General features: G+C 73.8%; 21 protein-coding genes. 8 read left to right on the top strand and 13 right to left on the bottom strand.

Features of this window, described 5'->3' with window-relative positions:
• Positions 1–89: 89 nt before the first annotated feature.
• The 4 genes from OG689_RS34215 (at position 90) to OG689_RS34200 (ending at position 4,687) form a co-directional block, all read left to right on the top strand.
• Positions 90–1,115, top strand: coding sequence for a cytochrome c oxidase assembly protein (locus tag OG689_RS34215; protein WP_266327642.1), 1,026 nt, complete (start codon positions 90–92; stop codon positions 1,113–1,115).
• Positions 1,116–1,227: 112 nt separating this feature from the next.
• Positions 1,228–1,722, top strand: a complete 495-nt coding sequence (locus tag OG689_RS34210; protein ID WP_266324817.1) for an N-acetyltransferase — start codon at positions 1,228–1,230, stop codon at positions 1,720–1,722.
• Positions 1,723–1,898: 176 nt separating this feature from the next.
• Complete coding sequence (locus tag OG689_RS34205; RefSeq protein WP_266324815.1) at positions 1,899–2,483, top strand: TIGR03086 family metal-binding protein; 585 nt, start codon at positions 1,899–1,901, stop codon at positions 2,481–2,483.
• Between the two features lie 374 nt (positions 2,484–2,857).
• The gene (locus tag OG689_RS34200; RefSeq protein ID WP_266324814.1) at positions 2,858–4,687 is read left to right on the top strand and encodes an FAD-dependent oxidoreductase; all 1,830 of its coding nucleotides are present in this window, start codon (positions 2,858–2,860) and stop codon (positions 4,685–4,687) included.
• Between the two features lie 364 nt (positions 4,688–5,051).
• Here the strand turns inward: OG689_RS34200 and OG689_RS34195 are convergent, their stop codons facing one another.
• Positions 5,052–5,783 (bottom strand): TetR/AcrR family transcriptional regulator, encoded by a 732-nt coding sequence (locus OG689_RS34195; RefSeq protein ID WP_266324813.1) that lies wholly within the window; start codon positions 5,781–5,783, stop codon positions 5,052–5,054.
• 85 nt (positions 5,784–5,868) lie between these two features.
• Here OG689_RS34195 and OG689_RS34190 point away from each other — a divergent pair, with 85 nt between their 5' ends.
• Positions 5,869–7,494: an MFS transporter gene (locus tag OG689_RS34190; RefSeq protein WP_266324811.1), complete on the top strand. Its 1,626-nt coding sequence runs from the start codon at positions 5,869–5,871 to the stop codon at positions 7,492–7,494.
• Between the two features lie 96 nt (positions 7,495–7,590).
• Here the strand turns inward: OG689_RS34190 and OG689_RS34185 are convergent, their stop codons facing one another.
• A complete protein-coding gene (locus OG689_RS34185) occupies positions 7,591–9,117 on the bottom strand; it encodes a DUF2254 domain-containing protein (protein ID WP_266324809.1) in 1,527 nt (508 codons plus the stop codon).
• Positions 9,118–9,458: 341 nt separating this feature from the next.
• Here OG689_RS34185 and OG689_RS34180 point away from each other — a divergent pair, with 341 nt between their 5' ends.
• On the top strand, positions 9,459–10,175 hold the full coding sequence (locus OG689_RS34180; RefSeq protein ID WP_266324807.1) for an SRPBCC family protein: 717 nt from the start codon (positions 9,459–9,461) through the stop codon (positions 10,173–10,175).
• Between the two features lie 181 nt (positions 10,176–10,356).
• Here OG689_RS34180 and OG689_RS34175 read toward each other — a convergent pair whose 3' ends face one another.
• From OG689_RS34175 to OG689_RS34150, 6 genes are read right to left on the bottom strand one after another with little or no spacing between them, the layout of a single operon-like run.
• The gene (locus tag OG689_RS34175) at positions 10,357–11,133 is read right to left on the bottom strand and encodes an urease accessory protein UreD (protein ID WP_266327640.1); all 777 of its coding nucleotides are present in this window, start codon (positions 11,131–11,133) and stop codon (positions 10,357–10,359) included.
• An 11-nt stretch (positions 11,134–11,144) separates the two neighbouring features.
• On the bottom strand, positions 11,145–11,915 hold the full coding sequence (gene ureG / locus OG689_RS34170; RefSeq protein WP_266324804.1) for an urease accessory protein UreG: 771 nt from the start codon (positions 11,913–11,915) through the stop codon (positions 11,145–11,147).
• On the bottom strand, positions 11,905–12,570 hold the full coding sequence (locus tag OG689_RS34165) for an urease accessory UreF family protein (RefSeq protein WP_266324802.1): 666 nt from the start codon (positions 12,568–12,570) through the stop codon (positions 11,905–11,907). Before OG689_RS34165 ends, ureG begins: the two co-directional genes overlap by 11 nt.
• 13 nt (positions 12,571–12,583) lie before the next feature.
• Positions 12,584–14,308 carry an urease subunit alpha gene (locus OG689_RS34160; protein WP_266324800.1) on the bottom strand — a complete coding sequence of 575 codons (1,725 nt, stop codon included), beginning with the start codon at positions 14,306–14,308 and terminating at the stop codon, positions 12,584–12,586.
• Positions 14,301–14,630: an urease subunit beta gene (locus tag OG689_RS34155; protein WP_266324798.1), complete on the bottom strand. Its 330-nt coding sequence runs from the start codon at positions 14,628–14,630 to the stop codon at positions 14,301–14,303. The genes OG689_RS34160 and OG689_RS34155 overlap by 8 nt, the downstream gene beginning before the upstream one ends.
• Entirely contained in the window at positions 14,627–14,929 is a 303-nt protein-coding gene (locus OG689_RS34150; RefSeq protein WP_073927023.1) for an urease subunit gamma, read from the bottom strand. The genes OG689_RS34155 and OG689_RS34150 overlap by 4 nt, the downstream gene beginning before the upstream one ends.
• Before the next feature lie 475 nt (positions 14,930–15,404).
• Between OG689_RS34150 and OG689_RS34145 the strand changes: the two genes are divergently transcribed.
• Entirely contained in the window at positions 15,405–17,057 is a 1,653-nt protein-coding gene (locus OG689_RS34145; protein ID WP_266324796.1) for an APC family permease, read from the top strand.
• A gap of 88 nt (positions 17,058–17,145) precedes the next feature.
• Here the strand turns inward: OG689_RS34145 and OG689_RS34140 are convergent, their stop codons facing one another.
• Entirely contained in the window at positions 17,146–17,397 is a 252-nt protein-coding gene (locus tag OG689_RS34140) for a WhiB family transcriptional regulator (protein WP_266324794.1), read from the bottom strand.
• Between the two features lie 255 nt (positions 17,398–17,652).
• Positions 17,653–17,895 carry a chaplin gene (locus OG689_RS34135; protein WP_266324792.1) on the bottom strand — a complete coding sequence of 81 codons (243 nt, stop codon included), beginning with the start codon at positions 17,893–17,895 and terminating at the stop codon, positions 17,653–17,655.
• Between the two features lie 418 nt (positions 17,896–18,313).
• Here OG689_RS34135 and OG689_RS34130 point away from each other — a divergent pair, with 418 nt between their 5' ends.
• Positions 18,314–19,663 (top strand): FAD-dependent oxidoreductase, encoded by a 1,350-nt coding sequence (locus tag OG689_RS34130; protein WP_266324790.1) that lies wholly within the window; start codon positions 18,314–18,316, stop codon positions 19,661–19,663.
• Positions 19,664–19,777: 114 nt separating this feature from the next.
• Here OG689_RS34130 and OG689_RS34125 read toward each other — a convergent pair whose 3' ends face one another.
• The 3 genes from OG689_RS34125 to gndA form a co-directional block, all read right to left on the bottom strand.
• A complete protein-coding gene (locus OG689_RS34125) occupies positions 19,778–19,999 on the bottom strand; it encodes a hypothetical protein (protein ID WP_266324788.1) in 222 nt (73 codons plus the stop codon).
• A 68-nt stretch (positions 20,000–20,067) separates the two neighbouring features.
• Complete coding sequence (locus tag OG689_RS34120) at positions 20,068–20,628, bottom strand: hypothetical protein (protein WP_266324786.1); 561 nt, start codon at positions 20,626–20,628, stop codon at positions 20,068–20,070.
• A gap of 102 nt (positions 20,629–20,730) precedes the next feature.
• Positions 20,731–22,167, bottom strand: coding sequence for an NADP-dependent phosphogluconate dehydrogenase (gndA, locus tag OG689_RS34115; RefSeq protein WP_266327638.1), 1,437 nt, complete (start codon positions 22,165–22,167; stop codon positions 20,731–20,733).
• Positions 22,168–22,285: the final 118 nt, after the last annotated feature.

The raw sequence follows: 22,285 nt of genomic DNA, 5'->3' as shown, positions 1-22,285 counted from the left end.
ATGCCGAAGCAAAACGGACGAACCGGACCCGTGCGGGCCGCGTCGAAGGAAAGCAGGACCCGCCGATGGGCGACGACGGAATGGCAGGGATGCACCACGGGGGCATGGGGGTGCTGGACCCCTTCTCCCTCTCCTCGGCGCTCACCTGGTCCCCCGACTGGGTGTTCCTGATCGCCGCGCTGACCGGCGTCGCCCTGTACGCCGCGGGTGTGGTCCGGCTGCTTCGGCGCGGCGACCGCTGGCCGGTCGGCCGGAGCGTCGGCTGGCTGGCCGGGGTCGGCGGGGTCGTCCTGGTGACCTGCACCGGCCTGAACGACTACGGCATGGTGCTGTTCAGCGCCCACATGATCCAGCACATGGTGCTCTCCATGCTGGTCCCGATCCTGCTGCTGCTCGGCGCCCCGATCACGCTCGCCCTGCGCGCTCTGCGCCCGGCCGGCAAGGGCCGCCCGCGCGGCCCGCGCGAGCTGCTGGTCGCACTGCTGCACAGCCGGTACGTCAAGGTGATCTCGCACCCGGCGTTCACCATCCCGCTGTTCATCGCCAGCCTCTACGGCCTCTACTTCACCTCGCTGTTCGACTTCCTGATGCAGTACCGCCTCGGGCACATCGGGATGATGGTGCACTTCCTGGCGGCCGGCCTGCTCTTCTTCTGGCCGATCATGGGCGTGGACCCGGGGCCGCACCGGCCGGGCCATGTCCTGCGGATCATCGAGCTGTTCATGGGCATGCCGTTCCACGCCTTCTTCGGCGTGGCGGTGATGATGGCGGGCCACCCGCTGGTGACCACCTTCACCACGGCGGGCGCCCCGGCCGGCACCGACCTGCTGGAGGACCAGAAGCTCGCCGGCGGGATCACCTGGGCGTTCGGCGAGATCCCGACCGCGATCGTGCTGATCGCGCTGGTCTTCCAGTGGATGAAGTCCGAGGAGCGCCAGGCACGCCGGCGCGACCGGGCCGAGGAGCGCAACGGCGACGCCGAGCTGAACGCCTACAACGACTATCTCGCCTCGCTGGACCGCCGCGGCCGCGGGCCCGCGGCCGGCAGCACCCAGGCGACCTCCCCGGCGACCTCACCGGCCGGGCCGGTGGCCCCGGCGCCGGTCACCGAGTAACCGCGACCCGTGATTCGCGCGAGAGCCCCCGCCGCCCGGCGGGGGCTCTCGCGCGTCCGGGCACCCGAATATTCGCTGGGCCGGGCGGCGCCGGATGTGTAGCGTCCGGGGGATGAGCTGGCTACCCGAAGATTTCGTCCATCCCGTCCACGTCGAGGTCCTCGCCGGGTTCCACCTGCGTCCGATCAAGGAGTCGGACGTCGACCTCGACCTCCCGGCCGTGATGGGCTCGCGCGAGCGGCTCTGGTCGCTGTACGGCGAGGCCTGGGGGTGGCCGCCCGTCGGCATGACCCACGAGCAGGACCGCGTGGACCTGGCCCGGCACGAGCGGGAGATCGAGGCCCACCAGTCCTTCAACTACGCGCTGTTCGACACTGCCGAGTCCGCCCTGCTGGGCTGCGTCTACATCGACCCGCCGGAGAAGCCCGGTGCCGACGCCGAGATCTGCTGGTGGGTGGTGGACGAGCTGGCCGGAGGCGAGGTCGAGGCGGCCCTGGACGCGCTGGTGCCGGCCTGGATCTCGGCCGACTGGCCGCTGAAGAGTCCCCGGTACATCGGCCGCGACATCACCTGGGCGGACTGGATCGCCCTGCCCGCACTCGGCTGAACCGGCCGAACGCCGGCGCCGAACGGACGGGCAGGACGGGCGGGGCCGGACGGACGGGCAGGACGGGCGGGGCTCGGGCGGGGCCGGACGGACGGAGCGGCCGGGCAGGTCCGGCCCGGTGGCCGGGTCCGCGCAGACGCCGACCCGGCGCCGCCCCCGGCACTACGCTCCCGACCATGAGTGCATCCCCCTGGCCCGTCCTCGACCAGGCCCATCAGGCTCTGCGCACCGCCGTCGCGGGAGTCCCCTCCGACGGCTGGCAGCGGCCGACGCCCGCCGGGCGTTGGACGGTCGCGCAAGTCCTGCAGCACGTCGCCGCCGACCAACTGGCGTACGCCGCCAGGCTCACCGGCGGCCCCGGGCCGGACCACGACCCGTTCGACCTGTCCGGCATCATCGAGGGGAGCCCGGCCGAGTTGCTCGAGGCGGCGCTGGCCGCCTCGGCCGCGGCCTTCGCCGCCGTCGACCCCGCCGATGACCAGGTCCCCGTCCCGCTCCCGCCGTACACCCTGCCCGCAGCCCGCGCGGTGGCGGCGGCGGCGCTGGACGCCGCGGTACACGCCTGGGACATCGCCGTCGCGACCGGCCGGCCCTCCCCCTTGACGCCCGCGCTGGCGAAGGCCCTGCGCCCGGTCACCGACGACGTGGTCGAGCCGCTCCGTGGCTACGTCTACGCCTCGCCGATCGAACCGGCCGCCGGCGCGGACGAGGCCGACGCGCTGCTCAACCACCTCGGCCGCCGGGCCGACTGGAGCGGCTGAGCCGAGCCCGACCCGCCCGGTGACGGCGGCCCGGGCGGCCCCGCCGTCCGGCCCCCTGCCGGCCGGCCCGACCGCCACCGCGCCCGGGGCCTGCGCCCGCCCCCGACCGACCTCGCCCACGACCCCGACCCCGACCCCGCCTGACCGCGTCGGCGCCGCACCATCACCGGGCTGCCCGCCTCCGGCCACCTGTGCCCGCGTCGGCGCCCCGGATGTGTTCACCCCTGCGCGGGTACGACCGTTCACCAGTCCGTCGACGGTGACCGCCACCGCTCACCCGGCCGGGTGAACCCGCAGGTCGACGCGTGCCCCTGATCAACTCGCTCCAGTTGGCGTTGGGTCCGACGTATGCGAATTCCGATTCAGGAGCATTGATGCCCGACCCGCGTGACAATTCGACCGCTTCCGCACGGACCAACCCCTCAGGGCTCTTCCGTCGTACCTTCCTCGGGTCCGCCGCCGCGGCGGCCGCCGTCGCCGGCGGCGTCGCCCTCACCGGCAGCCCCGCCGTCGGCGCACCGCGCACGGCGCCCAAGGGCCGCGGCATCGACCCGGAGCTGAGCCGCGACCTCGCCCGCAAGATGCTGCTGGTCGGGGAGAACGGCGAGGACCTCACCCTGCAGTACCTGCGGATCCTCATCGACGGCCAACTCCCCGCGCGCGCCCGGCAGAAGAAGATCCTGATCGTCGGCGCCGGGGTGGCCGGGCTGGCCGCCGCGACGCTGCTCAAGCAGGCCGGGCACGAGGTGGTGATCATCGAGGCCAACGCCAGCCGGGTCGGCGGCCGGGTCAAGACCTTCCGGACCTTCCAGGACAAGGCGCTGTACGCGGAGGCCGGTGCGATGCGGCTGCCGGACTTCCACCCCCTGGTCCGCGCCTTGGCCGACAAGCTCGGGCTCAAGCGCCGGCTGTTCTACAACGCCGACGTCGCGCCCGGCGCCGAGCCCACCGGCTCGGTGCCGCCGGTGGTGTACCGCTCCTTCACCGGGGAGACCTGGTCGAACCGCCCGGACGACTTCAGCTTCAAGGCGCCGAAGCTGGACGGCAAGCGCCTGATCCGGGTCAACGGGACGACCACCAGCCGGAACGCCTACGCCGACGCACCGGACAAGCTGCACAAGACCTTCGGTGTGAACTCGGGCGGCCGGACCATGTCGGACGCCGTCACCGAGGCGCTGAAGCCTGTGACGGTGTCCCCCGACGCCGACATCAACGACCAGATCGACGCCTGGGCCACGATCTTCCAGAAGTACGACGACCACTCCACCCACCGGTACCTGGTCGAGGAGGCGGGCTGGGACCTGGCGCAGATCCAGGCGGCCGGCACCCTGGAGAACCTCACCTCCCGGCTGCACTACTCGCTCATCCCGACCCTCATCGACCACGCGGCGATCAAGCCCACCAACCGCTACTGGGAGCTGGAGGGCGGCACCGACCAGCTGACCGAGGCGATGGCCGCGCCGCTGCGCAACGACATCCGGATGGGCCGGCGGATGACCCGGCTCGTCCAGACCGACACCGGGGTGCGGATCGACACCACCGCCGAGAGCGGCGACGAGGAGTCCTTCGACGGGGCGCCGATCGCACCCACCGAGTCCTTCGAGGGCGACTACGCGATCGTCACCGTCCCGTTCAGCGCGCTGCGCTTCTGCTCGGTCGAGCCGCTGATGTCGTACCCGAAGCGCCGGGCTGTCAACGAGCTGCACTACGACTCGGCGACCAAGGTGCTGCTGGAGTTCAAGACCCGATTCTGGGAGCAGGGGCCGAACGGCTTCACCGGTGGCGGCTGCGTCTCCGACAGCGCGAGCCGGTTCACCTACTTCCCGTCGCACTCCCCCGAGGGGTCGGCGGGCGGTGTGGTGCTGGCCTCCTACAGCTGGTCGGACGACGCGATGCGCTGGGACTCGCTCACCCCGGGCGAGCGGTACGCCTTCGCGCTCGACGACATGGAGCGGATGTTCGGCCCGGTCGTCCGCAGCGAGTTCACCGGGGTCGGCGCCACCCAGTCCTGGGCGCGGGCCCGCTACGCCCTCGGCGAGGCGGTCATCTTCACGCCCGGCCAGCTGCACGAACTGCACCCCGCCAGCCGCACGGTGGAGGGTCGGGTGCACTTCGCGGGTGAGCACACCAGCCTGAAGCCGGCCTGGATCGAGGGCGCGCTGGAGTCCGCCGTCCGGACCTTCCTGGAGGTCCACCCGCGCTGACCCGCGCCACCCTCCCGGGCCGGGCCGCCGGGCCGCCGCCCCCGCCGGGGCGGCGGCCCGCTTCGGCACCCACCGCTCCCGAGCGCCCGCGTTTCCTCCCGGGAGGGAGCGGGACCCGCGGGAGGCGCCCGGCCGGCCCGGCCGGAAGAGTCTCTCCGGTGCCGGGCAGGGCGCCCGGGGCCAGCGGGAGGCTCACTCATGACGGTCTCTCAGAACCTTTTCTCCGCAGGCCGGACGGGCCTGCGACCGGCCACCGGGGTCCTGGCGGGAGCACTGCCGGCCGCCACCGCGCCGACGGCCGCCGCGGCGACGGTGGCGACCGCGGCGGAGCCGGCCCCCGGGGCAGCTCCGGGGGCCGCCGGGCTCAGGCCGCCGGTGTGATCCGGCCGAGCCGGCGCACCAGTTGCTCCACGGTGTCGGTGTGCGGCCATGGGAAGTTCGGCAGACCCGCCCGCAGGGTGACCTGGCCGTGCAGGGCCGTCCAGAGCGCGACGGCGTCACCGAAGGGGTCGTCGCCGGCCGAACGTCCGGCACGGGCGCAGGCCTCCAGGCCTTCGACCAGAGTCTGGAACGCGAGCAGTCCGTGCGAGGCGCCGGGGCTCGCGGCGTCCGCACCAACCGCACCTTCCGCGGCGGGAGCACCGACGGCGGCGAAGCCGTCCGGGTCGCAGGGGGACTCCTTCTGCTTGGCCCGCGGGGAGTCGAACAGGAGGCGGTAGCGGGCGGGTTCACGGGTGCCGAACTCGACGTAGGCGGCGCAGCCGGCGAGCAGAGCCTCGACCGGGTCCTGGTACCCGCCGGAGGCGCCCAGGACGCTCTCGCGCAGCTGGGTGAGCGATTCGACGACGACGGCGTCGACGATGGCGTCCCGGTCGGCGAAGTGGGCGTAGATCGAGGGGGCCGCGATGCCGACCTCGCGGGCCACCGAGCGCAGGGTGACGGCCTGGTCCGAGCCGCTGCGGACGATGAGCGTGGTCGCCGCCCGGACGATCTCCTCGCGGAGCCGTGGGCCTTCGCCGCGCCGGTTGCGGTGCCGCGTCGGAGCCTGTTCGCCCTGGTCGGCGACGGGGGCGGGAGCCGCGGGCTGCTTGGACATGGCCGCAACTTTACACCTGTTAGGCGAATGGACTAGCTTTCCCTCTGCAAGCTTACGTTCGTAAGGTTACAGGGGTGAGGAAAGCATGGGCTCTGCCGGCACCACCGACCCGGACCAGGGCCACCCGCGACGCTGGGCCGCCTTGGCGGCCCTCTGTACGTCACTCGTGGTGGTCACCATCGACAACACGGTGCTCAACACCGCACTGCCCGCGCTCGCCACCGGGCTCCCGGCCTCCACGGCCGACCTCCAGTGGATCAACAACGCCTACACCCTGGTCTTCGCGGCGATGCTGATCACCGCCGGCAGCCTCGGCGCGCGGATGGGCCAACGCCTGGCCCTGACCGGCGGACTGACGGTCTTCGCGCTGGGGTCAGCGGTCGCCGCGATGGCCGACTCGCCCGGCCAACTGATCGGACTGCGTGCGGTGATGGGCCTGGGAGCGGCCTTCGTCATGCCGGCCACGCTGTCCACCATCGTGACGCTGTTCGGCGCCCGGGAGCGGCCCAAGGCGATCGCCCTCTGGTCCGCGACGGCGGGGCTGGGCATCGTGATCGGCCCGATCGCCGGCGGCCTGCTGCTGGAGCACTTCTCCTGGAGCAGCGTCTTCTGGATCAACGTGCCGCTGGTCGCGATCGCGCTGGGCGCCGTCCTGATCCTGCTCCCCCCGATGCCCGGCCGGCCGGGGGGCCGGCTGGACATCCCCGGCCTGCTGCTCTCGGCGAGCGGGCTGGCCGCCCTGGTCGACGTGATCGTCCAGGGCCCGGAACGCGGCTGGCTCTCCGCCTGGTCGCTGGCCGAGGCCGGGGCGGCCGTCCTCCTGCTGGCCGCCTTCGCCGGCTGGGAGCTGCGCACCGCCGAGCCGATGGTCGACGTCAGGGTCTTCGCGATCCGGACCTTCAGCCTGGCCGGGGTGCTCCTCGCGGTCACCTTCTTCGCCCTGTTCGGACTGCTCTTCGTCTTCACCCAGTACCTGCAACTGGTGCACGGATACAGTCCGTTGAAGGCGGGTCTCGGCGCGGTGCCGTTCGCCCTGGCGATGGCTGCCACCGCGGCGACCAGCGCCCGCACCGCCGCCCGGCTGGGCACCCGCCACACCATCGCCGGCGGGCTCGCCCTGATGTCGCTCGGCCTCGCCGGGGTGTCCCTGGTGAGCACCGGCACGCCGTACCTGGTGATCTCCGTGGCGATGGCCGTGGTGGGCGCCGGGATGGGCCTGATCATGGCTCCGGCCAGCGCCGCGACGGTCAACTCGCTGCCTCGGCAGAAGGCGCCGACGGCCGGTTCGATCAACAGCGTGGTACGCGAACTCGGCGGCGTGCTGGGCATCGCGGTGGTCGGCACGGTCGTCTCGGCCTCCTACCGGGACCACCTGGAGGCCGCCCTGCCGGGCGCGCCGGCGCCCGCCACGGACGACCTGACCTCCGCGCACATCGTCGCGGCCCACCTGCCCGCGCAGGCGGGCGGCCGGTTGCTGGCCGCCGCCGACCAGGCGTTCACCACCGCGATGCACAGCGGCACCTGGATCTGCGCCGCGATCACCCTGGTCGGGGCCGCCACCGCCCTGCTCGGGTTCGCCCGGCAGGACCGCCCGGACCGCCCGGACCAGCCGGACCTGTCCGCCGAGGAGCAGCAAGCGACGGAGCAGTCGGCGACGGAGCAGCCGGCAGCCGTCGGGGCGGCCAAGGCCCCGGCCGGCGCCCGGGGGTGAACCGCCCGCGGCCCGGTCACCGGACCGTTAGGGGCACCGGACGAGCAGGGGCACCCGGGCGGCAGTGGCATCCGGACCGGCAGGGCATCGGCGCGGTCAGCCGATGCCCTGCCGGTCCGGCACCCGGGCGAAGGCCCGGTTCTCCGGATCGACCACGTGTTCGTCGACGGCCCGCTCCAACAGGCTTCGATGGGAAAGCAGTTGAGGCCGTCGATCGGCCGGGGTGATCCGCAGCAGATCGTCCAGTGCGGCCGTCAGCCGGCGCGTCACCTGGGGCTGGCCGGCCCCGCAGATCCGGATCTCGGTGAACGCGAGGTCCACCACACACTCCCAGTCGGGCACCGGCGCGACCAGCCGGACCACCCCGTACCGGTCGCGGAACTGCAGGTCGCCGAAGCTCTCCCTCACGAGCATGCCGAGCAGTTGGTGGATCCGGTCGATGGCCTGGACGGCTGTGGTCGGGTCGTTGACGGCCGGCGACAGCGCCCGGATCGCGATGTCCACCAACTGCCGGAACCCGAAGGCGAGATCCTGGTGCATCGTCCGCTCGACGCCGACGTTCAGCGCCGAGGCGATCCGCCAGGGGCGGGGTGGTGAGCCGCCGGACACCCGGACGATCGGAGTGCCGGGCGTGATGAAGTCCCCGATCCTCGGCACCATGTGGAACACCAGGTCGTGCCGGCGCGCGAGGCGGACCAGCCGGCGGATGTTGATGTCGCGCAGCGCGCCCGAGCGGCCCTCGTGCAGCAGCGTCAGCGAGTTCACGGCCTCGGCCGGCGGCTGCCCGTCCGGTGGCACCAGCCGGTACTGCCCGATGACGGCCACCGACTCGGTCGCCACCCGGTCGATCACGTGCGGCACCCTCAGCAACCGCATCGTCGACTGCACGTACAGCACGAACATCGCCAGGCTGAGGACGACCAGCACCATCGCCATCAGCCCGGAGAATACCGGCACCGAGGCGACCTCGGCCGGATCGGTCTCGTCGTCGTAGCTCAGCTGGACCAGCAGCGAGTACAGGAAGGTGGCCAGGCAGACCGAGAAGGTCGCCTTGGTCAGCCGGCTGCGGACGTACAGCCGCAGCACCCGCGGACTGAACTGGCTGGCGGCCATCTGGAGCGCGACCAGCGAGATCGAGAAGACCACGCCGATGAACGTGAGCATCGCCGAACTGACGCTGGAGACGACGCTCTTGGAGGCGGTGTTGAACCGCATCAGCTCGCTCGCGGAGCCGGTCTCGGCAATGGCGGCGGTGACGACCGCCTCGTCCGCCCAGGCGGTCAGCCCGGCCAGCAGGGCGGCGCCGATGCAGGTCAGCAGCGGGGCGAACCAGAAGGACTCGCGCAGGTGGTCGCGCAGCGGCGACAGCGGCCGGTAGCGGGGCCCGGCCCGGCGCAGCCGGAGCCGACCGGACCGGCGCCCGCCCGGTCGGGAATTGCCCGGTCGGGGGTCGGCCTTGCGGGGGTCGGCCTTGCGGGGGTCGGCCTTGCGGGGGTCGGCCGGACCCGGACTGCCCGGGGCCGGGACGCCGGGGTTGCGGTCGGCGGGTCTCCGGGCGCTCGGGTCGCCGTCGCCCCGGGCACCGTCACCCGGGTCACGCTCGCTGGGCTGGCGGTCGCTCATCGGCCCAGGCTAGGAGCCCGGACGGCGTTCGCCCGGCGCGGCACGCGGGCATCACGCAGGCGGGACGTCCTTCGTCCGGGACGGCACTCACCGAGCGCCGCGCCCACCCGGGACGGCACTCACCCGGAACGGCGTCCACCCAGGGCCGCGCTCGCCCAGGGCCGCGCCGAGTCATCAGGCAGGCCCGGCGCGAGGGCCGAACGCCCGCTACCGGCATACCGGCCACGGCGGCACCGGACGGCGGCCGTCCCTGCCCCCGGGACAATGGGGACCGGCGGCAGGCAGCCGCCGATCACCACCCGTCGGGCCGCAGGTGCTCGCGCGGGGAGCGAGGAGTGGGCATGGCCAGGGAATTCGAGATCCGGCGCGAGGTCCTGCTGCCGGCGACGCCGGAGCAGGTCTTCGAGGCGGTCACGACCGGCACCGGCGGCTGGCTGTTCCCCGTGGCGGAGGAGGCCGGTGCGGTCCCGGGGCCGCAGGCTCCCGGGGTGACGGCCTGGGAGCCGCCGGTCCGCTTCGCGGTCCGTACCGAGGGCGAGGCCGGCCGGTTCGACGCCCGGGAGTACCTGATCGAGCCGCGCGGCGAGGGCAGCTCCCGGCTGCGGTACACCCTCGGCGGTGTCTTCGCCGAGGACTACGACGCCCAGTACGAGAGCTGCGACAAGCACACCGACTTCCACCTGCACACCCTCGGGCAGTACCTGCGTCACTTCGTTGGGCGCCCGGCCGCGTTCGTCGACGTCCAGGGGCCGCCGGCCTCGGCCGGCGCCGACGGGTTCGAGCTGCTGCTGGACGAGCTGCACCTCGACCAGGAGGTCCGGGTCGGCGATCGACTGAGCCTGGACCTGCCGGAGATCGGCGAGCTGGACGCCGAGGTGGACTACCGCACCCCGCAGTTCCTGGGACTGCGGGCCCGCGACGGGCTCTACCGCTTCTTCGGCCGCAACGCCTTCGGCCTCCCGGTCGGCGTGACCCTGCACCTGTTCGGCGAGGACGCCGACCGGGCGAAGGCCGGGCAGGCCTGGCAGTCCTGGCTGGACGGCCTGTACGCCGGGTAGTCCCCGCACCCGGGCCGTCCACCCGGACGGCCGAGCGCCCGGCGGACGGACCCGCGCCGCCACCGGGCGGCGCCCGCCCACTCGCCCTCGCGACCACCCACCTACCCGTCCACCCGTCCACCCGTCCACCCGCCGGCCCACCGGCCCGCCGGCCCACCTACCCGGCTACCCGGCTACCCGGCTACCCGCCCAGTGCCCGGCGCAGCGTCAGCGCGTCCGGGGCCACGGCCGTGAGCAGCGTCGCGTCCTCCCCCGGGAGCGCGAGCAGTGCGGTGCCGTCCGTCGGGGCGGGCGCCGGTGCAGGCGCGCTCCCGGGTCCGATCAGCAGCAGCTGCCCGGCCGTCCGGTGCCCGGCGAGGACGGCGGGGCCGTCCCAGCCGGGGGCGCCGGGGCCGAGGTCGGTCTGCTGGTCGAGCAGCAGCCGGCCGGCCCGGCGGACGGTCAGCCGGGAGGTGAGCCGGCCGGGCGGCCGGCCGCGGGCCCAGTCGTGGTGCCGGCCGAGGACCTGCTCCTCGCGCAGGCGCAGCCGGGCGCCGGCCGCCAGGGTGATCCGGGTGTGCAGGACGAGGTGGCTCCCGGTGGCGGCGACGACCTGTTCGGGCAGCCAGTCCAGCCGGGCCCCCTCCCCCACCGTAAGGTCGACCTGGTAGAGCGCGGGGCCCGGCCCCGGCAAGCTGATGGTGGCCGCCGCGCTGGTGACCCGCAGGGCGGCGCCGGCCCGGACGTCCACCGTGACCGCGAGCCGGTCCCCGCCGAGCGGGGCGGCCATCGAGCCGACCAGCACCACGTGTGCGGCCGGGCCGGTACCCCGGGTGCGGCGCGGGGCGAGCGGGCCGGCGCCGGCCAGCACGGGCAGGTCGGTGCCGCCGCGCCCGTCCGGCGCGGCGGTGATCCGGGCGCGCGCGGTGAGGGCGCCGGCGGCGGACGGGGCGGTGACTGCCGGCGCGGTGGCGGGCACGGCGGTGACGGTCACCTGGGGGCGGCCCACTCGGCCAGCCGGTCCCGCACCCACCGGGCGACCGGCGCGACCCCGTCGGGGGAGGTCAGCGCGCAGAAGACGGTGGGCAGTTCGCCGCGTTGGGCCTTGGCGTCCCGGGCCATCACCCCGAGGTCGGCGCCGACCAGCGGCGCGAGGTCGGTCTTGTTGACCACCAGCAGGTCGGAGGTGGAGACGCCGGGCCCGCCCTTGCGGGGGATCTTGTCGCCGCCGGAGACGTCGATCACGAAGATCTGGTGGTCGACCAGGCCCCGGCTGAAGGTGGCGGTGAGGTTGTCGCCGCCGGATTCGACCAGCACCAGGTCGAGCGGGCCGAGGGCCTCCTCCAGTTCCTCGACGGCCTCCAGGTTGGCGGAGATGTCGTCCCGGATGGCGGTGTGCGGGCAGCAGCCGGTCTCGACCGCGCTGATCCGCTCGGGCGGCAGGACGGCGTTGCGGAGCAGGAACTCGGCGTCCTCGGTGGTGTAGATGTCGTTGGTGACGACGGCCAGCGAGAACTCCTCGCGCAGGGCCCGGCAGAGCGCGGCGACGGTGGCGGTCTTGCCGGAGCCGACCGGGCCGCCGAGGCCGATCCGCAGCGCGCGCCGGGTGCCCGGGCGCGGGGCGGTGCCCGGGCGCGGGGCGGTGCCCGGGCGCGGGGCGGTGGCGGGGCCGCGCGGCGGGTGGACGACGCCGGCGCCGTCCGGCTCGGTGAAGGTGTGCCGGGTGGGGGCGTCGACGTGGTCGACGTGGTCACGATGCAAAGAGCCGGACCTTCCAGGAGTGGTGCTGCTCGGCGTAGAGGTCGAGCAGGGGGGCTGAGGCGGCGGGCAGCCGGTCGACGTCGTGGTGGCTCGCGGCTTCGAGGGCCGCCTCGGCGACGGCGTCGAGCTGCGGGCCGAGCCGGGCGAGGGCGGCGGCGACCTCGTACGGGTCGAGGCCGAGCAGCCGGACGCAGGCGGTGGCGGGGCCGTTGACGCTTTCGTAGGCGGCGACGGCCGCCGCGTCGGCGGGGGTGAGGCCGGCGGCGCGGGCGGCGACGCCGAGGACGACGGGCTGGTGGGCGCCGCGCGGGTGCGCGGCGGCCAGCCGGTCGAGGTCGGGGTGCGGCCAGGCGGCCCGGGCGGCCCGCAGGAGTTGGCGGCCCAGGCGCCGACTGGTGGCCCGCAGGGCGGGTGCCGGGGTGCGGGCGTCGGCGGCCTCGTCGAGTTCGGCGTGGCCCTGCCCGCCGGCGGCCGCCGCGGCCAGGCCGGCCGCGGTGAGGCCGCTGGTGTGCAGGCGGCCGGTGAGGAAGGCCGCCATGCTGGCGCTGTCGTGGATCCGGCCGGCCTTGACCGCGGCCTCGGCCCCGCCGGAGTGCGCGTGGCCGCCGGCCGGGAAGCGGCCGTCCGACAGCAGCAGCAGCGCTGCGAGGCTCATCGGAGGGGGCCCTTCAGAACAGGAAGTACCGCTGGGCCAGCGGCAGTTCGGTGGCGGGTGCGGGGGTGATGACCTCGCCGTCCACGGTGACCGTGAAGGTGTCGGGGTCGACTCTGACCTCCGGACGGGCGGTGTTGTTGACCATGTGGTCCTTGGTGACCCCGCGGGTGTTCCGGATCGCGGTGAACTCCTTGCCGAGCCCCAGGCGTTCGGGGAGTCCGTCGTCGAGGGCGGCCTGTGCGGTGAAGTTGACGGAGTTGAGCGCCGGGGCCCGGCCCTTGGCGCCGAACATCGGCCTGGGCAGCACCGGCTGGGGGGTGGGGATGGAGGCGTTGGCATCGCCCATCTGGGCCCAGGCGATCTGTCCGCCCTTCACCACCAGGTCGGGTTTGACCCCGAAGAAGGCGGGTGTCCAGAGCACCAGGTCGGCGAGCTTGCCGGGCTCGACCGAGCCGATCAGGTGGTCCAGCCCTTGGGCGACCGCCGGGTTGACGGTGTACTTGGCGACGTAGCGCCGGGCCCGCAGGTTGTCGGCCCGCCCGTCGCCGGGCAGGGCACCACGACGGGCCTTCATCACGTGGGCGGTCTGCCAGGTGCGCATCACCACCTCGCCGATCCGGCCCATCGCCTGCGAGTCGGAGCTGATGATGGAGATCGCGCCGAGGTCGTGCAGCACGTCCTCGGCGGCGATGGTGGAGGGGCGGATCCGGGACTCGGCGAAAGCCAGGTCCTCGGGGACGTGCGGGTTGAGGTGGTGGCAGACCATCAGCATGTCGAGGTGCTCGTCGACGGTGTTGACGGTGTGCGGCCGGGTCGGGTTGGTGGAGCTGGGCAGGACGTTGAGCTCGGAGACCACGGTGATGATGTCGGGCGCGTGGCCGCCGCCGGCGCCTTCGGTGTGGTAGGCGTGGATGCCCCGGCCGGCGATCGCGGCGAGGGTGTCGGCGACGAACCCGGCCTCGTTCAAGGTGTCGGTGTGGATGGCGAGTTGGGCGCCGCTCTGCTCGCAGACCCGCAGGCAGGCGTCGATCGCGGCGGGGGTGGCGCCCCAGTCCTCGTGGATCTTGAATCCGAGAGCGCCGGCGCGCAGCTGGTCGTGCATGGAGACGGTGTTGACGGTGTTGCCCTTGCCGAGCAGCCCGATGTTGAGCGGCAGGTCGTCCATCGAGGCGAACATCCGGGCCAGGTGCCAGCCGCCGGGGGTGATGGTGGTCGCCTTGGTGCCCTCGGCCGGGCCGGTGCCCCCACCGATCAGCGTGGTGATGCCCGAGGAGAGTGCCTCGTCGGCGAGTTGGGGGCAGATGAAGTGGACGTGGGCGTCGATGGCGCCGGCCGTCAGGATCCGGCCGTTGCCGGAGATCACCTCGGTCTCCGGGCCGATCACCAGCTCGGGGTGGACGCCGTCCATGGTCTCCGGGTTGCCGGCCTTGCCGAGCGCCGTGATCCGGCCGTCCCGGATGCCGATGTCGGCCTTGACGACGCCCCAGTGGTCGAGCACCACGGCGCCGGTGATCACGGTGTCGGGGGCGCCTTCGGCCCGGCTGGTGCGGGCCTGGCCCATCGACTCGCGGATCACCTTGCCACCGCCGAAGACCGCTTCGTCGCCCCCGCAGCTGCGGTCCTCCTCGACCTCGATCAGCAGGTTGGTGTCGCCGAGCCGGATCCGGTCGCCGGTGGTGGGCCCGTAGAGGTCGGCGTAGCGGGCCCGGCCGACGTGCAACGCGTACGGCTCAGGCATCGAGGGGCCCTCCGGTCTCGCCGCGCAGTCCGGCGACCTCGCGCCGTCCGCCGAGGGGGACGAGTTCGATCTCGACCGGGATGCCCGGCTCGAAGCGGACGGCGGTGCCGGCCGGGATGTTCAGCCGCCGGCCGTACGCGGCCCGGCGGTCGAACTCCAACCCGGGGTTGGCCTCGGCGAAGTGGTAGTGCGAGCCGACCTGGACGGGCCGGTCGGCGGTGTTCACGGCGATCAGCCGGGTCACGGGCAGGCCGGCGTTGAGGCCGATGTCGCCCTCGCCGTACAGCACTTCACCGGGGATCGGGGCGGGGCCGGCCGTCACCGGATCGGCCCGTGGACGGTGACCAGCTTGGTGCCGTCGGGGAAGGTCGCCTCGACCTGGACGTCCGGGATCATCTCCGGGATGCCGTCCATCACGTCGGCCCGGGCCAGCACCTGCCGGCCGGACTCCATCAGCTCGGCGACGGTCCGGCCGTCCCGGGCCCCCTCCAGCACGTGCGAGGTGATCAGTGCGACCGCCTCGGGGTGGTTGAGCCGCAGGCCGCGGGCGCGCCGGGAGCGGGCCACGTCGGCGGCGACATGGATGAGCAGGCGCTCCTGCTCGTGCGGGGTGAGTCTCATCTGCGCGCACCTCGGGGGGAGTTCAGAGGGCGCGGACACAGCTCTGTGCCGCGGTGGCCTCGGGCGCGCGGGCAGGGTTGCGGAGGGTGGGTGGGGTGCGCGGGCAGCGGTGCCCGGCGCGACCGCCCTCCGGCCCGCACGCGGGAGGTTGATCTGTGTCGGACACCGTAGCGGACGAACGGCCCCCGGGTCAGGGGGCTGGCCGTACACGTCTGGCATCGGTATACGGGCGGCGCAATTTCTATAACCCGTCCGGACATCCACAATGCCATGCCTCCAAATGAAAGCTCAATTCCCGCTCAAATCGTGGAACTACTGGCGAGTCACGTAATGAGCCCTCTTGCCGACAGCCACCTACCTGGGGAAATGTCCCTCCTGAAAGGTAAATATTCAGTAATGAAATCTGTGCATAGTCCTATGAATACACCTAGGGTGTGGCCACTCTCCGACTTCCCACCCAACAGAGAGACGACGCATGGCATCCCTCGATCAGCTCTCCCCGCCGAGTACCGGCACCCCCACCCCCACCGGGTCCTCCCTCCGCCGCGAGGTGGGCCTGATCGGCCTCCTGTGGGCCTCGGTCGGCTCGATCATCGGCTCCGGCTGGCTGTTCGGCGCCAAGAACGCGGTGGTGGTCGCCGGCCCGGCGGCGCTCATCTCCTGGGGCATCGGGGCGGTCGCGATCGTGCTCCTCGCCCTGGTGCACGCCGAGCTCGGTGGCCTCTTCCCGGTGGCGGGCGGCACCGCGCGTTACCCGCACTACGCCTTCGGCGGCCTGGCGGGCATGTCGTTCGGCTGGTTCTCCTGGCTGCAGGCGGCCACCGTGGCGCCGATCGAGGTCGAGGCCATGATCGGCTACGCCGGCCACTGGGAATTCGCCAAGAGCTTCCTGAACGAGAACGGCACCCTCACCACCAGCGGTTTCATCGTCGCGGTGCTGCTGATGGGCGTCTTCGTCGCGGTCAACTTCCTCGGTGTGCGAGTGCTGGCCCACACCAACAGCGTCGCCACCTGGCTGAAGATCTTCGTACCGCTGCTGACGATCTTCGTGCTCGCCGTCACCAACTTCCACGGCAGCAACTTCACCTCGCACGGCTTCGCCCCGTTCGGCATGAAGGGCGTGCTCGGCGCGATCAGCTCCAGCGGCATCATCTTCGCGCTGCTCGGCTTCGAGCAGGCCATCCAGATCTCCGGCGAGAGCCGCAACCCCAAGCGGGACATCCCGCGGGCCGTGCTCGGCTCGGTCGCCATCGGCACCCTGATCTACGTCCTGCTGCAGGTCGTCTTCATCGGGTCGCTGCCGGTCAGCTCCTTCGCCGCCGGCTGGGACAAGCTGGACTTCCCCGGCATCGAGGGGCCGTTCGCCGGACTCGCCACCGTGGTCGGCCTCGGCTGGCTCGCCTGGGTCCTCTACTTCGACGCCATCGTCTCCCCCGGCGGCACCGGCCTGATCTACACCACCTCCACCTCGCGGATCTCCTACGGCCTGAGCAAGAACGGCTACGCGCCGCAGGCCTTCGAGCGCCTCGACAAGCGCGGCGTGCCGTGGTTCGGCCTGATCCTGTCGTTCGTCACCGGCGTGGTCTGCTTCCTGCCGTTCCCCAGCTGGCAGGAGCTGGTCGGCTTCATCACCTCCGCCAGCGTGCTGATGTACGCCGGCGCCCCGCTCGCCTTCGGCGCGCTGCGCCGCCGGCTGCCCGCCCGTGAGCGCTCCTACCGGCTGCCCGCCGGCGGCGTGATCTCCCCGCTCGCCTTCGTGGTGGCCAGCCTGATCATCTACTGGGCCGGCTGGCACACCCTGTCGCGGCTCGGCATCGCGATCGTGCTCGGCTATGCGCTGCTCGGCAGCTACGCCGCGTACGCGATCCGCAAGGGCCTGCCGAACGCGCCGCGCCTGGACTGGCGGGCCGCGCAGTGGCTGCCGGTCTACCTGGTCGGCCTGGGCCTGATCTCCTGGCAGGGCGGCTTCGGCGACGGCCGGGGCAACCTGCCGATGTGGTGGGACATGGCCGTGGTCAGCGCCTTCGCCCTCGCCGTCTACTTCTGGGCGATCCGGGTGGCGCTGCCTGCCGAGGAGATCGAGCGGAACGTCGAGGACATCGAGGTGGTCGACGCGGGCGGGCACTGACGCACCGTCGTACCAGCGGTCGGGCCTGCCGGATCACTCCGGTGGGCCCGCGCCGCTCGCGGGCCCCGGCGGGCCGGCGCGAGCGGGTTCAGACGGCGGCCGAACGGCGCCGGGCCGCCCGCCGCTTCAGGGCGCGGCGGTCGTCCTCGCCGGTGCCGCCCCAGACGCCGGCCTCCTGGCCGGTCTCCAGGGCCCAGGCCAGGCAGCGCTCCCTGACCGGGCAGCGGTGGCAGACGGCCTTCGCCTCCTCGGCCTGGCGCAGCGCCGGGCCGGTGTTGCCGAGCGGGAAGAACAGCTCGGGGTCCAGATCGCGGCAGCGCGCGCGGTCTCGCCAGTCCATCGGATTGCTCCCTTCCGGAGGTGGATGCCTTCGGGCCGGTGGGCCTCGCGGGGCCGGCCCCGCGGGGCGTTGCGTACCCGGCCCTCCCCTCCCGCCTTGCCGCCCCCGGCCGGACCATGCCTGATCGGGCCCGGAGTTTGCGGGCCGATTGCCCGGGCCGCCCACGCGGGGCGCACCGGACGGGCCGAACCGGACGTCCGCGGGGGCCGGCCCCGCTCGGGACAGCGGGGCCGGCCGGGTCGTGCCGAGGGCAGGTCAGCCCACGTTGGCGCAGGCGTTGCCGAAGGCCGGGTTCAGGATGCTGACGACGCCGATGCTGTTGCCGCACAGGTTGACCGGGACGTGCACCGGCACCTGGATGAGGTTCCCGGACAGCACGCCGGGCGAGCCGGCGGCGACGCCCTGCGCACCGGCGCTGGCACCGGCCACGCCGGCCCCGGCGAGCACGAGGGCGCCCGCGGCGGCGGTCAGGGCGAGAGTCCTACGAAGAGCGGTCATGAGCTTCTCCTGATACTGGTGCTGGTACTGGGTGGATACGGATCGAAGCGTCCCGGGCCGCAACGCCGCGGCCCGCCGACACCAGTTCTTCGGCCGCCGGGAGGCCCTGGACTGCTCTACGGGGGCCTGGTTCACCCGATGCAGTGAACGCCTGGGCCGGACGGCCGATCACCGAAGGCCGATCACCGACGGGCGATCACCGACGGGCGCCGGCGGGGGCCACCGGCGCGGGCGGGGCGCCCGGCCCGGTTTCGGCGCGGGCGACGTGGGCAGGCGACCGCTCGTGCGACCCCGCCGACCGCTCGTACGGCCCCGCCTGCGCCCACCTGGTCCGTGGCCGGCGGTGCCGCCGTCGCCGTGGCCGTACCACCGCACGGCCCCGCCGGATCGGCGGCGCCGACGCACCGAAAGGATGCCCGTGACCCGTCCCAAGATCCTCGTCGTCGGTGGCGGATTCGCCGGAGTGGAGTGCCTGCACCGGCTGGAGCGGGCACTGCGGCCCGCCGAGGCCGAGCTGACCCTCGTCACCCCGACGGACTATCAGCTCTACCTGCCGCTGCTGCCGCACGTCGCCGCCGGAGTGCTGACACCCCAGTCGGTGGCGGTGTCGCTGCGCCGCCGGCTGCGCCGCACCAGGATCGTGCCGGGCGGTGCGACCGGCGTGGACACGGCGGCCCGCAGCGTCGAGGTCCGGACCTCGACCGGCGCCGTCACCCGACTGCCGTACGACTACCTGGTGCTCGCCGCCGGCAGCACCACCCGGACCTTCGACATCCCGGGCCTGGCCGAACACGCGCTCGGCATGAAGACCCTGGCCCAGGCCGCCTACCTGCGCGACCACGTGATCTCCCAGCTCGACCTGGCGGCCGTCGCCACCGACGAGGCGGAGCGCGCCGCCCGGATGCGCTTCGTGGTGGTCGGCGGCGGCTACGCGGGGGTGGAGACCGCCGCCTGCCTGCAGCGGCTCACCGCGGCGGCCACCGCCCGGTTCCCCCGGCTCGATCCGGCGCTGCTGGAGTGGCACCTGGTCGACGTCGCCCCGAAGCTGCTGCCGGAGCTCGGCGACCGGCTCGGCGCCAAGGCGATGGAGACGCTGCGCCGGCGCGGTGTCCGGTTCTCCCTCACCACCTCGGTCCGGGCGGTGTCCCCGGAGTCGGTGACGCTGACGGACGGCCGGGTGCTGCCGACCCGGACCCTGGTCTGGACGGCCGGGGTGGCGGCCAGCCCGCTGGTGGGCACCCTGGACGGGCCGACCGTACGCGGCCGGCTGCGGACCACGGCCGAGCTGACCGTCCCCGGCTCCCCCGGGGTCTTCGCGGTCGGCGACGCCGCCGCGGTGCCGGACCTCGCGGTCGGCGGCGACGCGATCACCCCACCGACCGCCCAGCACTCGCAGCGCCAGGGCAAGGCGGTGGCCCGGAACCTGGTCGCCACCCTGCGCGGCACCCCGCTGCGGCCCTACCGCCACCGCGATCTGGGGCTGGTCGTCGACCTCGGCGGCACCGACGCCGTCTCCAAACCGCTCGGCGTGGAGCTCTCCGGGGTGCCCGCCCAGCTGGTGGCCCGCGGCTACCACGTGATGGCGCTGCCCACCGTCACCGCCCGCGCCCGGGTGCTGACCAACTGGGCGCTGAACGCCACCACCGGGGACGACTTCGTCCGGACGGGGTTCCAGGAGGGCCGTCCGGCGACGCTGCAGGACTTCGAGCGCATCGGCGCGCGGCCGCCCGGCCCGGACGCCGACGGGCCCGGGCGCCACCCCGCCTGACCTGAACGTCGTTCGAATCCCCGATGGCCCGCACACCTGAGGTGTGCGGGCCATCGGGGATTCGAACGGACAGCGGCCGGGGATCCGGACGGACGGACAGGGTTCGCGGGAGCCCTACCGGGGGTCGTCCTCCTCGGGGGTCTCCACCAAGCGCGCCTGCTCGGCCGCGTCGGCCTCGGGAACGTCCGGGGCCAGACCTCCGGCCAGGTCGTCGTCGCCGTGCGGCAGGAGCTCACGCGCCTGCTCGGCCGCGTCGGCCGTGGGCACCTCGGGGTCGATCTCGCGGAGCAGGTGGTAGTCCCCGATCTCCTCCCGGTCCGCCGGGTCGGTCGTCATACCGGGCTCCTCCCTGACGTCGTATCGAGCGGTACCGACCCGCCGTGCGCGGGCGGCGGCCGTACGGGTCAGCCGCGCCGGCGGCGCAGCACCACCACCGCGGCCAGGCCGCCCGCGGCGAGGCCGGCGACCAGCAGGTACGGCACCCGGGCCGGGGCAGTAGCCCCGTCGTGCTCCGGGAGCAGTACCGCGGCGGCCTCCGGATGGTACGGGCGGGAGCCGCGCAGCCGTCCGGCGGCCCCGCCGAGCTTCGCCAGTGCGGCCGTTCGGGCCCGGCCCGCCGAGCCGGTGACCCGGCTCCACCGGCCCGCCGGCTCGTCCGTCCCGTCCTGCTGGTCCACACTCTCGTGGTTGTCGTGCTGGTCCACGCCGTCGTGGCTGTCGTGCTGGTCCACGCCGTCGTGGCTGTCGTGCTCGACCACGCCGTCGTGGCTGTCGTGAAGGGCCGCCGGGTGCGGCCCGTCCGGCCCGGCGGGCAGGCCGAGCGCGCTCCGGGCCGCCTCGGCGTCGCCGAGCAGCAGTTCCGGGTCGTCCGGTACGGGCGTGCCGACGGCGAGGTGCGAGTCGGCGGCGCTCGGCGGGTCGGCGAGTGGTTCGGTGCTGCGCTCGTGGCTCTCTCGGGATTTCAAGGGGCACCAGCCTTCCGGGTGTTCGGAGGTGACGGTGCCTGTCGCCTTGCCGCTCAGCGCGAGGGCAAACCCGCCCGGGCGGGAATGCCCCGGCGGGGCCGCTCAGCGCTCCTCCTCGCTGTGGTCCCCGCCCCAGAGGGTGTGGAAGGTCCCGACCCGGTCGGTCCGCCGGTAGGTGTGCGCCCCGAAGTAGTCACGCTGCCCCTGCACCAGCGAGGCGGGCAGCCGCTCCGCGCGCAGGCTGTCGTAGTAGGCCAGCGCGGTGGCGAAGCCGGGTGCTGGTACGCCCAGTTGGGCCGCCGTGGTGACCACCCGGCGCCAGCTGGACTGGGCGCCGGCCAGTGCCTGGCGGAAGTACTCGTCGGTCAGCAGGGTCGGCAGCCGGCCGTCGGATCCGTAGGCGGCGGTGATCCGGTCCAGGAAGCGGGCCCGGATGATGCAGCCGCCGCGCCAGATGGCGGCGGTCGCGCCGAGATCGATGTCCCACGCGTACTCGGCGCTGCCGGCCTGGATCTGGTTGAAGCCCTGCGCGTAGGCGACCATCTTCGAGGCGTACAGGGCCTGTTCGACGTCCTCGGCGAAGCGGTCGGAGGCCGCGCTGTCCAGCCAGGTCTCGGTCGGCCCGGGCAGGTCGCGGGCCGCGGCGCGCAGCTCGGCGCTGCCGGACAGCGAGCGGGCGAAGACCGCCTCGGCGATGCCGCTGACCGGGATGCCGAGTTCGAGGGCGGTCTGCACCGTCCAGCGACCGGTGCCCTTCTGCTCGGCCTGGTCGAGGACGACGTCGACGAAGGGTCTGCCGGTCGCCGCGTCGGTGTGGGCGAGGACCTTGGCGGTGATGTCGATCAGGTAGGACTCCAGCCGGCCGCCGTTCCAGCCGCGGAAGATCTCGGCGATCTCGCCGGGCTGCCGGCCGGCGCCGTGCCGCAGCAGGTCGTAGGCCTCGGCGATCAGCTGCATGTCGGCGTACTCGATGCCGTTGTGCACCATCTTGACGAAGTGGCCGGCCCCGTCGGGGCCGATGTGGGTGCAGCAGGGCGTGCCGTCCACCTTGGCGGCGATGTCCTCCAGCAGCGGTCCGAGCACCCGGTAGGACTCCGCGGTGCCGCCCGGCATGATGCTGGGGCCTTCGAGGGCGCCCTGCTCGCCGCCGGAGATGCCGCTGCCGACGAAGTGCAGCCCGTGGACGCGCAGGGCCTGCTCGCGGCGGCGGGTGTCCAGGAAGTGCGCGTTGCCGCCGTCCACCAGCACGTCGCCGGCGTCCAGCAGGGGCACCAGTTCGTCGATGACGGCGTCGGTGGGGCCGCCGGCCTTGACCATGATCACGATGCGCCGCGGGCGCTCCAGCGAGGTGACGAACTCCTGCGCCGTCCGGGCGGGCAGGAATTCACCCTCGTGGCCGAACTCCTCGACCAGCGCGGTGGTCCGGGCCCCGGTGCGGTTGTGCACGGCGACCCGGTAGCCGTGCCGGGCGAAGTTCCGGGCCAGGTTGCGGCCCATGACGGCCAGTCCGGTGACGCCGACCTGAGCCTGGGACTGCACTGCCATGACGGGTACTCCAAGCGGTCCGGGGAGGGGCGGGCGATCGGCCGGCCGGGACAGGACGTACGGGAACGGCCTACCAGGTCCGACTCTGCCCGGGAAGCCGCCGCCGCGCACC

This window comes from Kitasatospora sp. NBC_00240 (genome assembly GCF_026342405.1).
Classification (GTDB): domain Bacteria; phylum Actinomycetota; class Actinomycetes; order Streptomycetales; family Streptomycetaceae; genus Kitasatospora.
The sequence above is the reverse complement of the archived record's forward strand: the minus strand, read 5'-3'. Positions and strand labels throughout refer to the sequence as shown.

Coding starts and splice junctions, on each gene's coding strand:
- OG689_RS34215 (WP_266327642.1), top strand. CDS start 90: ATGCACCACGGGGGCATGGGGGTGCTGGACCCCTTCTCCCTCTCCTCG.
- OG689_RS34210 (WP_266324817.1), top strand. CDS start 1,228: ATGAGCTGGCTACCCGAAGATTTCGTCCATCCCGTCCACGTCGAGGTC.
- OG689_RS34205 (WP_266324815.1), top strand. CDS start 1,899: ATGAGTGCATCCCCCTGGCCCGTCCTCGACCAGGCCCATCAGGCTCTG.
- OG689_RS34200 (WP_266324814.1), top strand. CDS start 2,858: ATGCCCGACCCGCGTGACAATTCGACCGCTTCCGCACGGACCAACCCC.
- OG689_RS34195 (WP_266324813.1), bottom strand. CDS start 5,783: ATGTCCAAGCAGCCCGCGGCTCCCGCCCCCGTCGCCGACCAGGGCGAA.
- OG689_RS34190 (WP_266324811.1), top strand. CDS start 5,869: ATGGGCTCTGCCGGCACCACCGACCCGGACCAGGGCCACCCGCGACGC.
- OG689_RS34185 (WP_266324809.1), bottom strand. CDS start 9,117: ATGAGCGACCGCCAGCCCAGCGAGCGTGACCCGGGTGACGGTGCCCGG.
- OG689_RS34180 (WP_266324807.1), top strand. CDS start 9,459: ATGGCCAGGGAATTCGAGATCCGGCGCGAGGTCCTGCTGCCGGCGACG.
- OG689_RS34165 (WP_266324802.1), bottom strand. CDS start 12,570: ATGAGCCTCGCAGCGCTGCTGCTGCTGTCGGACGGCCGCTTCCCGGCC.
- OG689_RS34160 (WP_266324800.1), bottom strand. CDS start 14,308: ATGCCTGAGCCGTACGCGTTGCACGTCGGCCGGGCCCGCTACGCCGAC.
- OG689_RS34150 (WP_073927023.1), bottom strand. CDS start 14,929: ATGAGACTCACCCCGCACGAGCAGGAGCGCCTGCTCATCCATGTCGCC.
- OG689_RS34145 (WP_266324796.1), top strand. CDS start 15,405: ATGGCATCCCTCGATCAGCTCTCCCCGCCGAGTACCGGCACCCCCACC.
- OG689_RS34140 (WP_266324794.1), bottom strand. CDS start 17,397: ATGGACTGGCGAGACCGCGCGCGCTGCCGCGATCTGGACCCCGAGCTG.
- OG689_RS34135 (WP_266324792.1), bottom strand. CDS start 17,895: ATGACCGCTCTTCGTAGGACTCTCGCCCTGACCGCCGCCGCGGGCGCC.
- OG689_RS34125 (WP_266324788.1), bottom strand. CDS start 19,999: ATGACGACCGACCCGGCGGACCGGGAGGAGATCGGGGACTACCACCTG.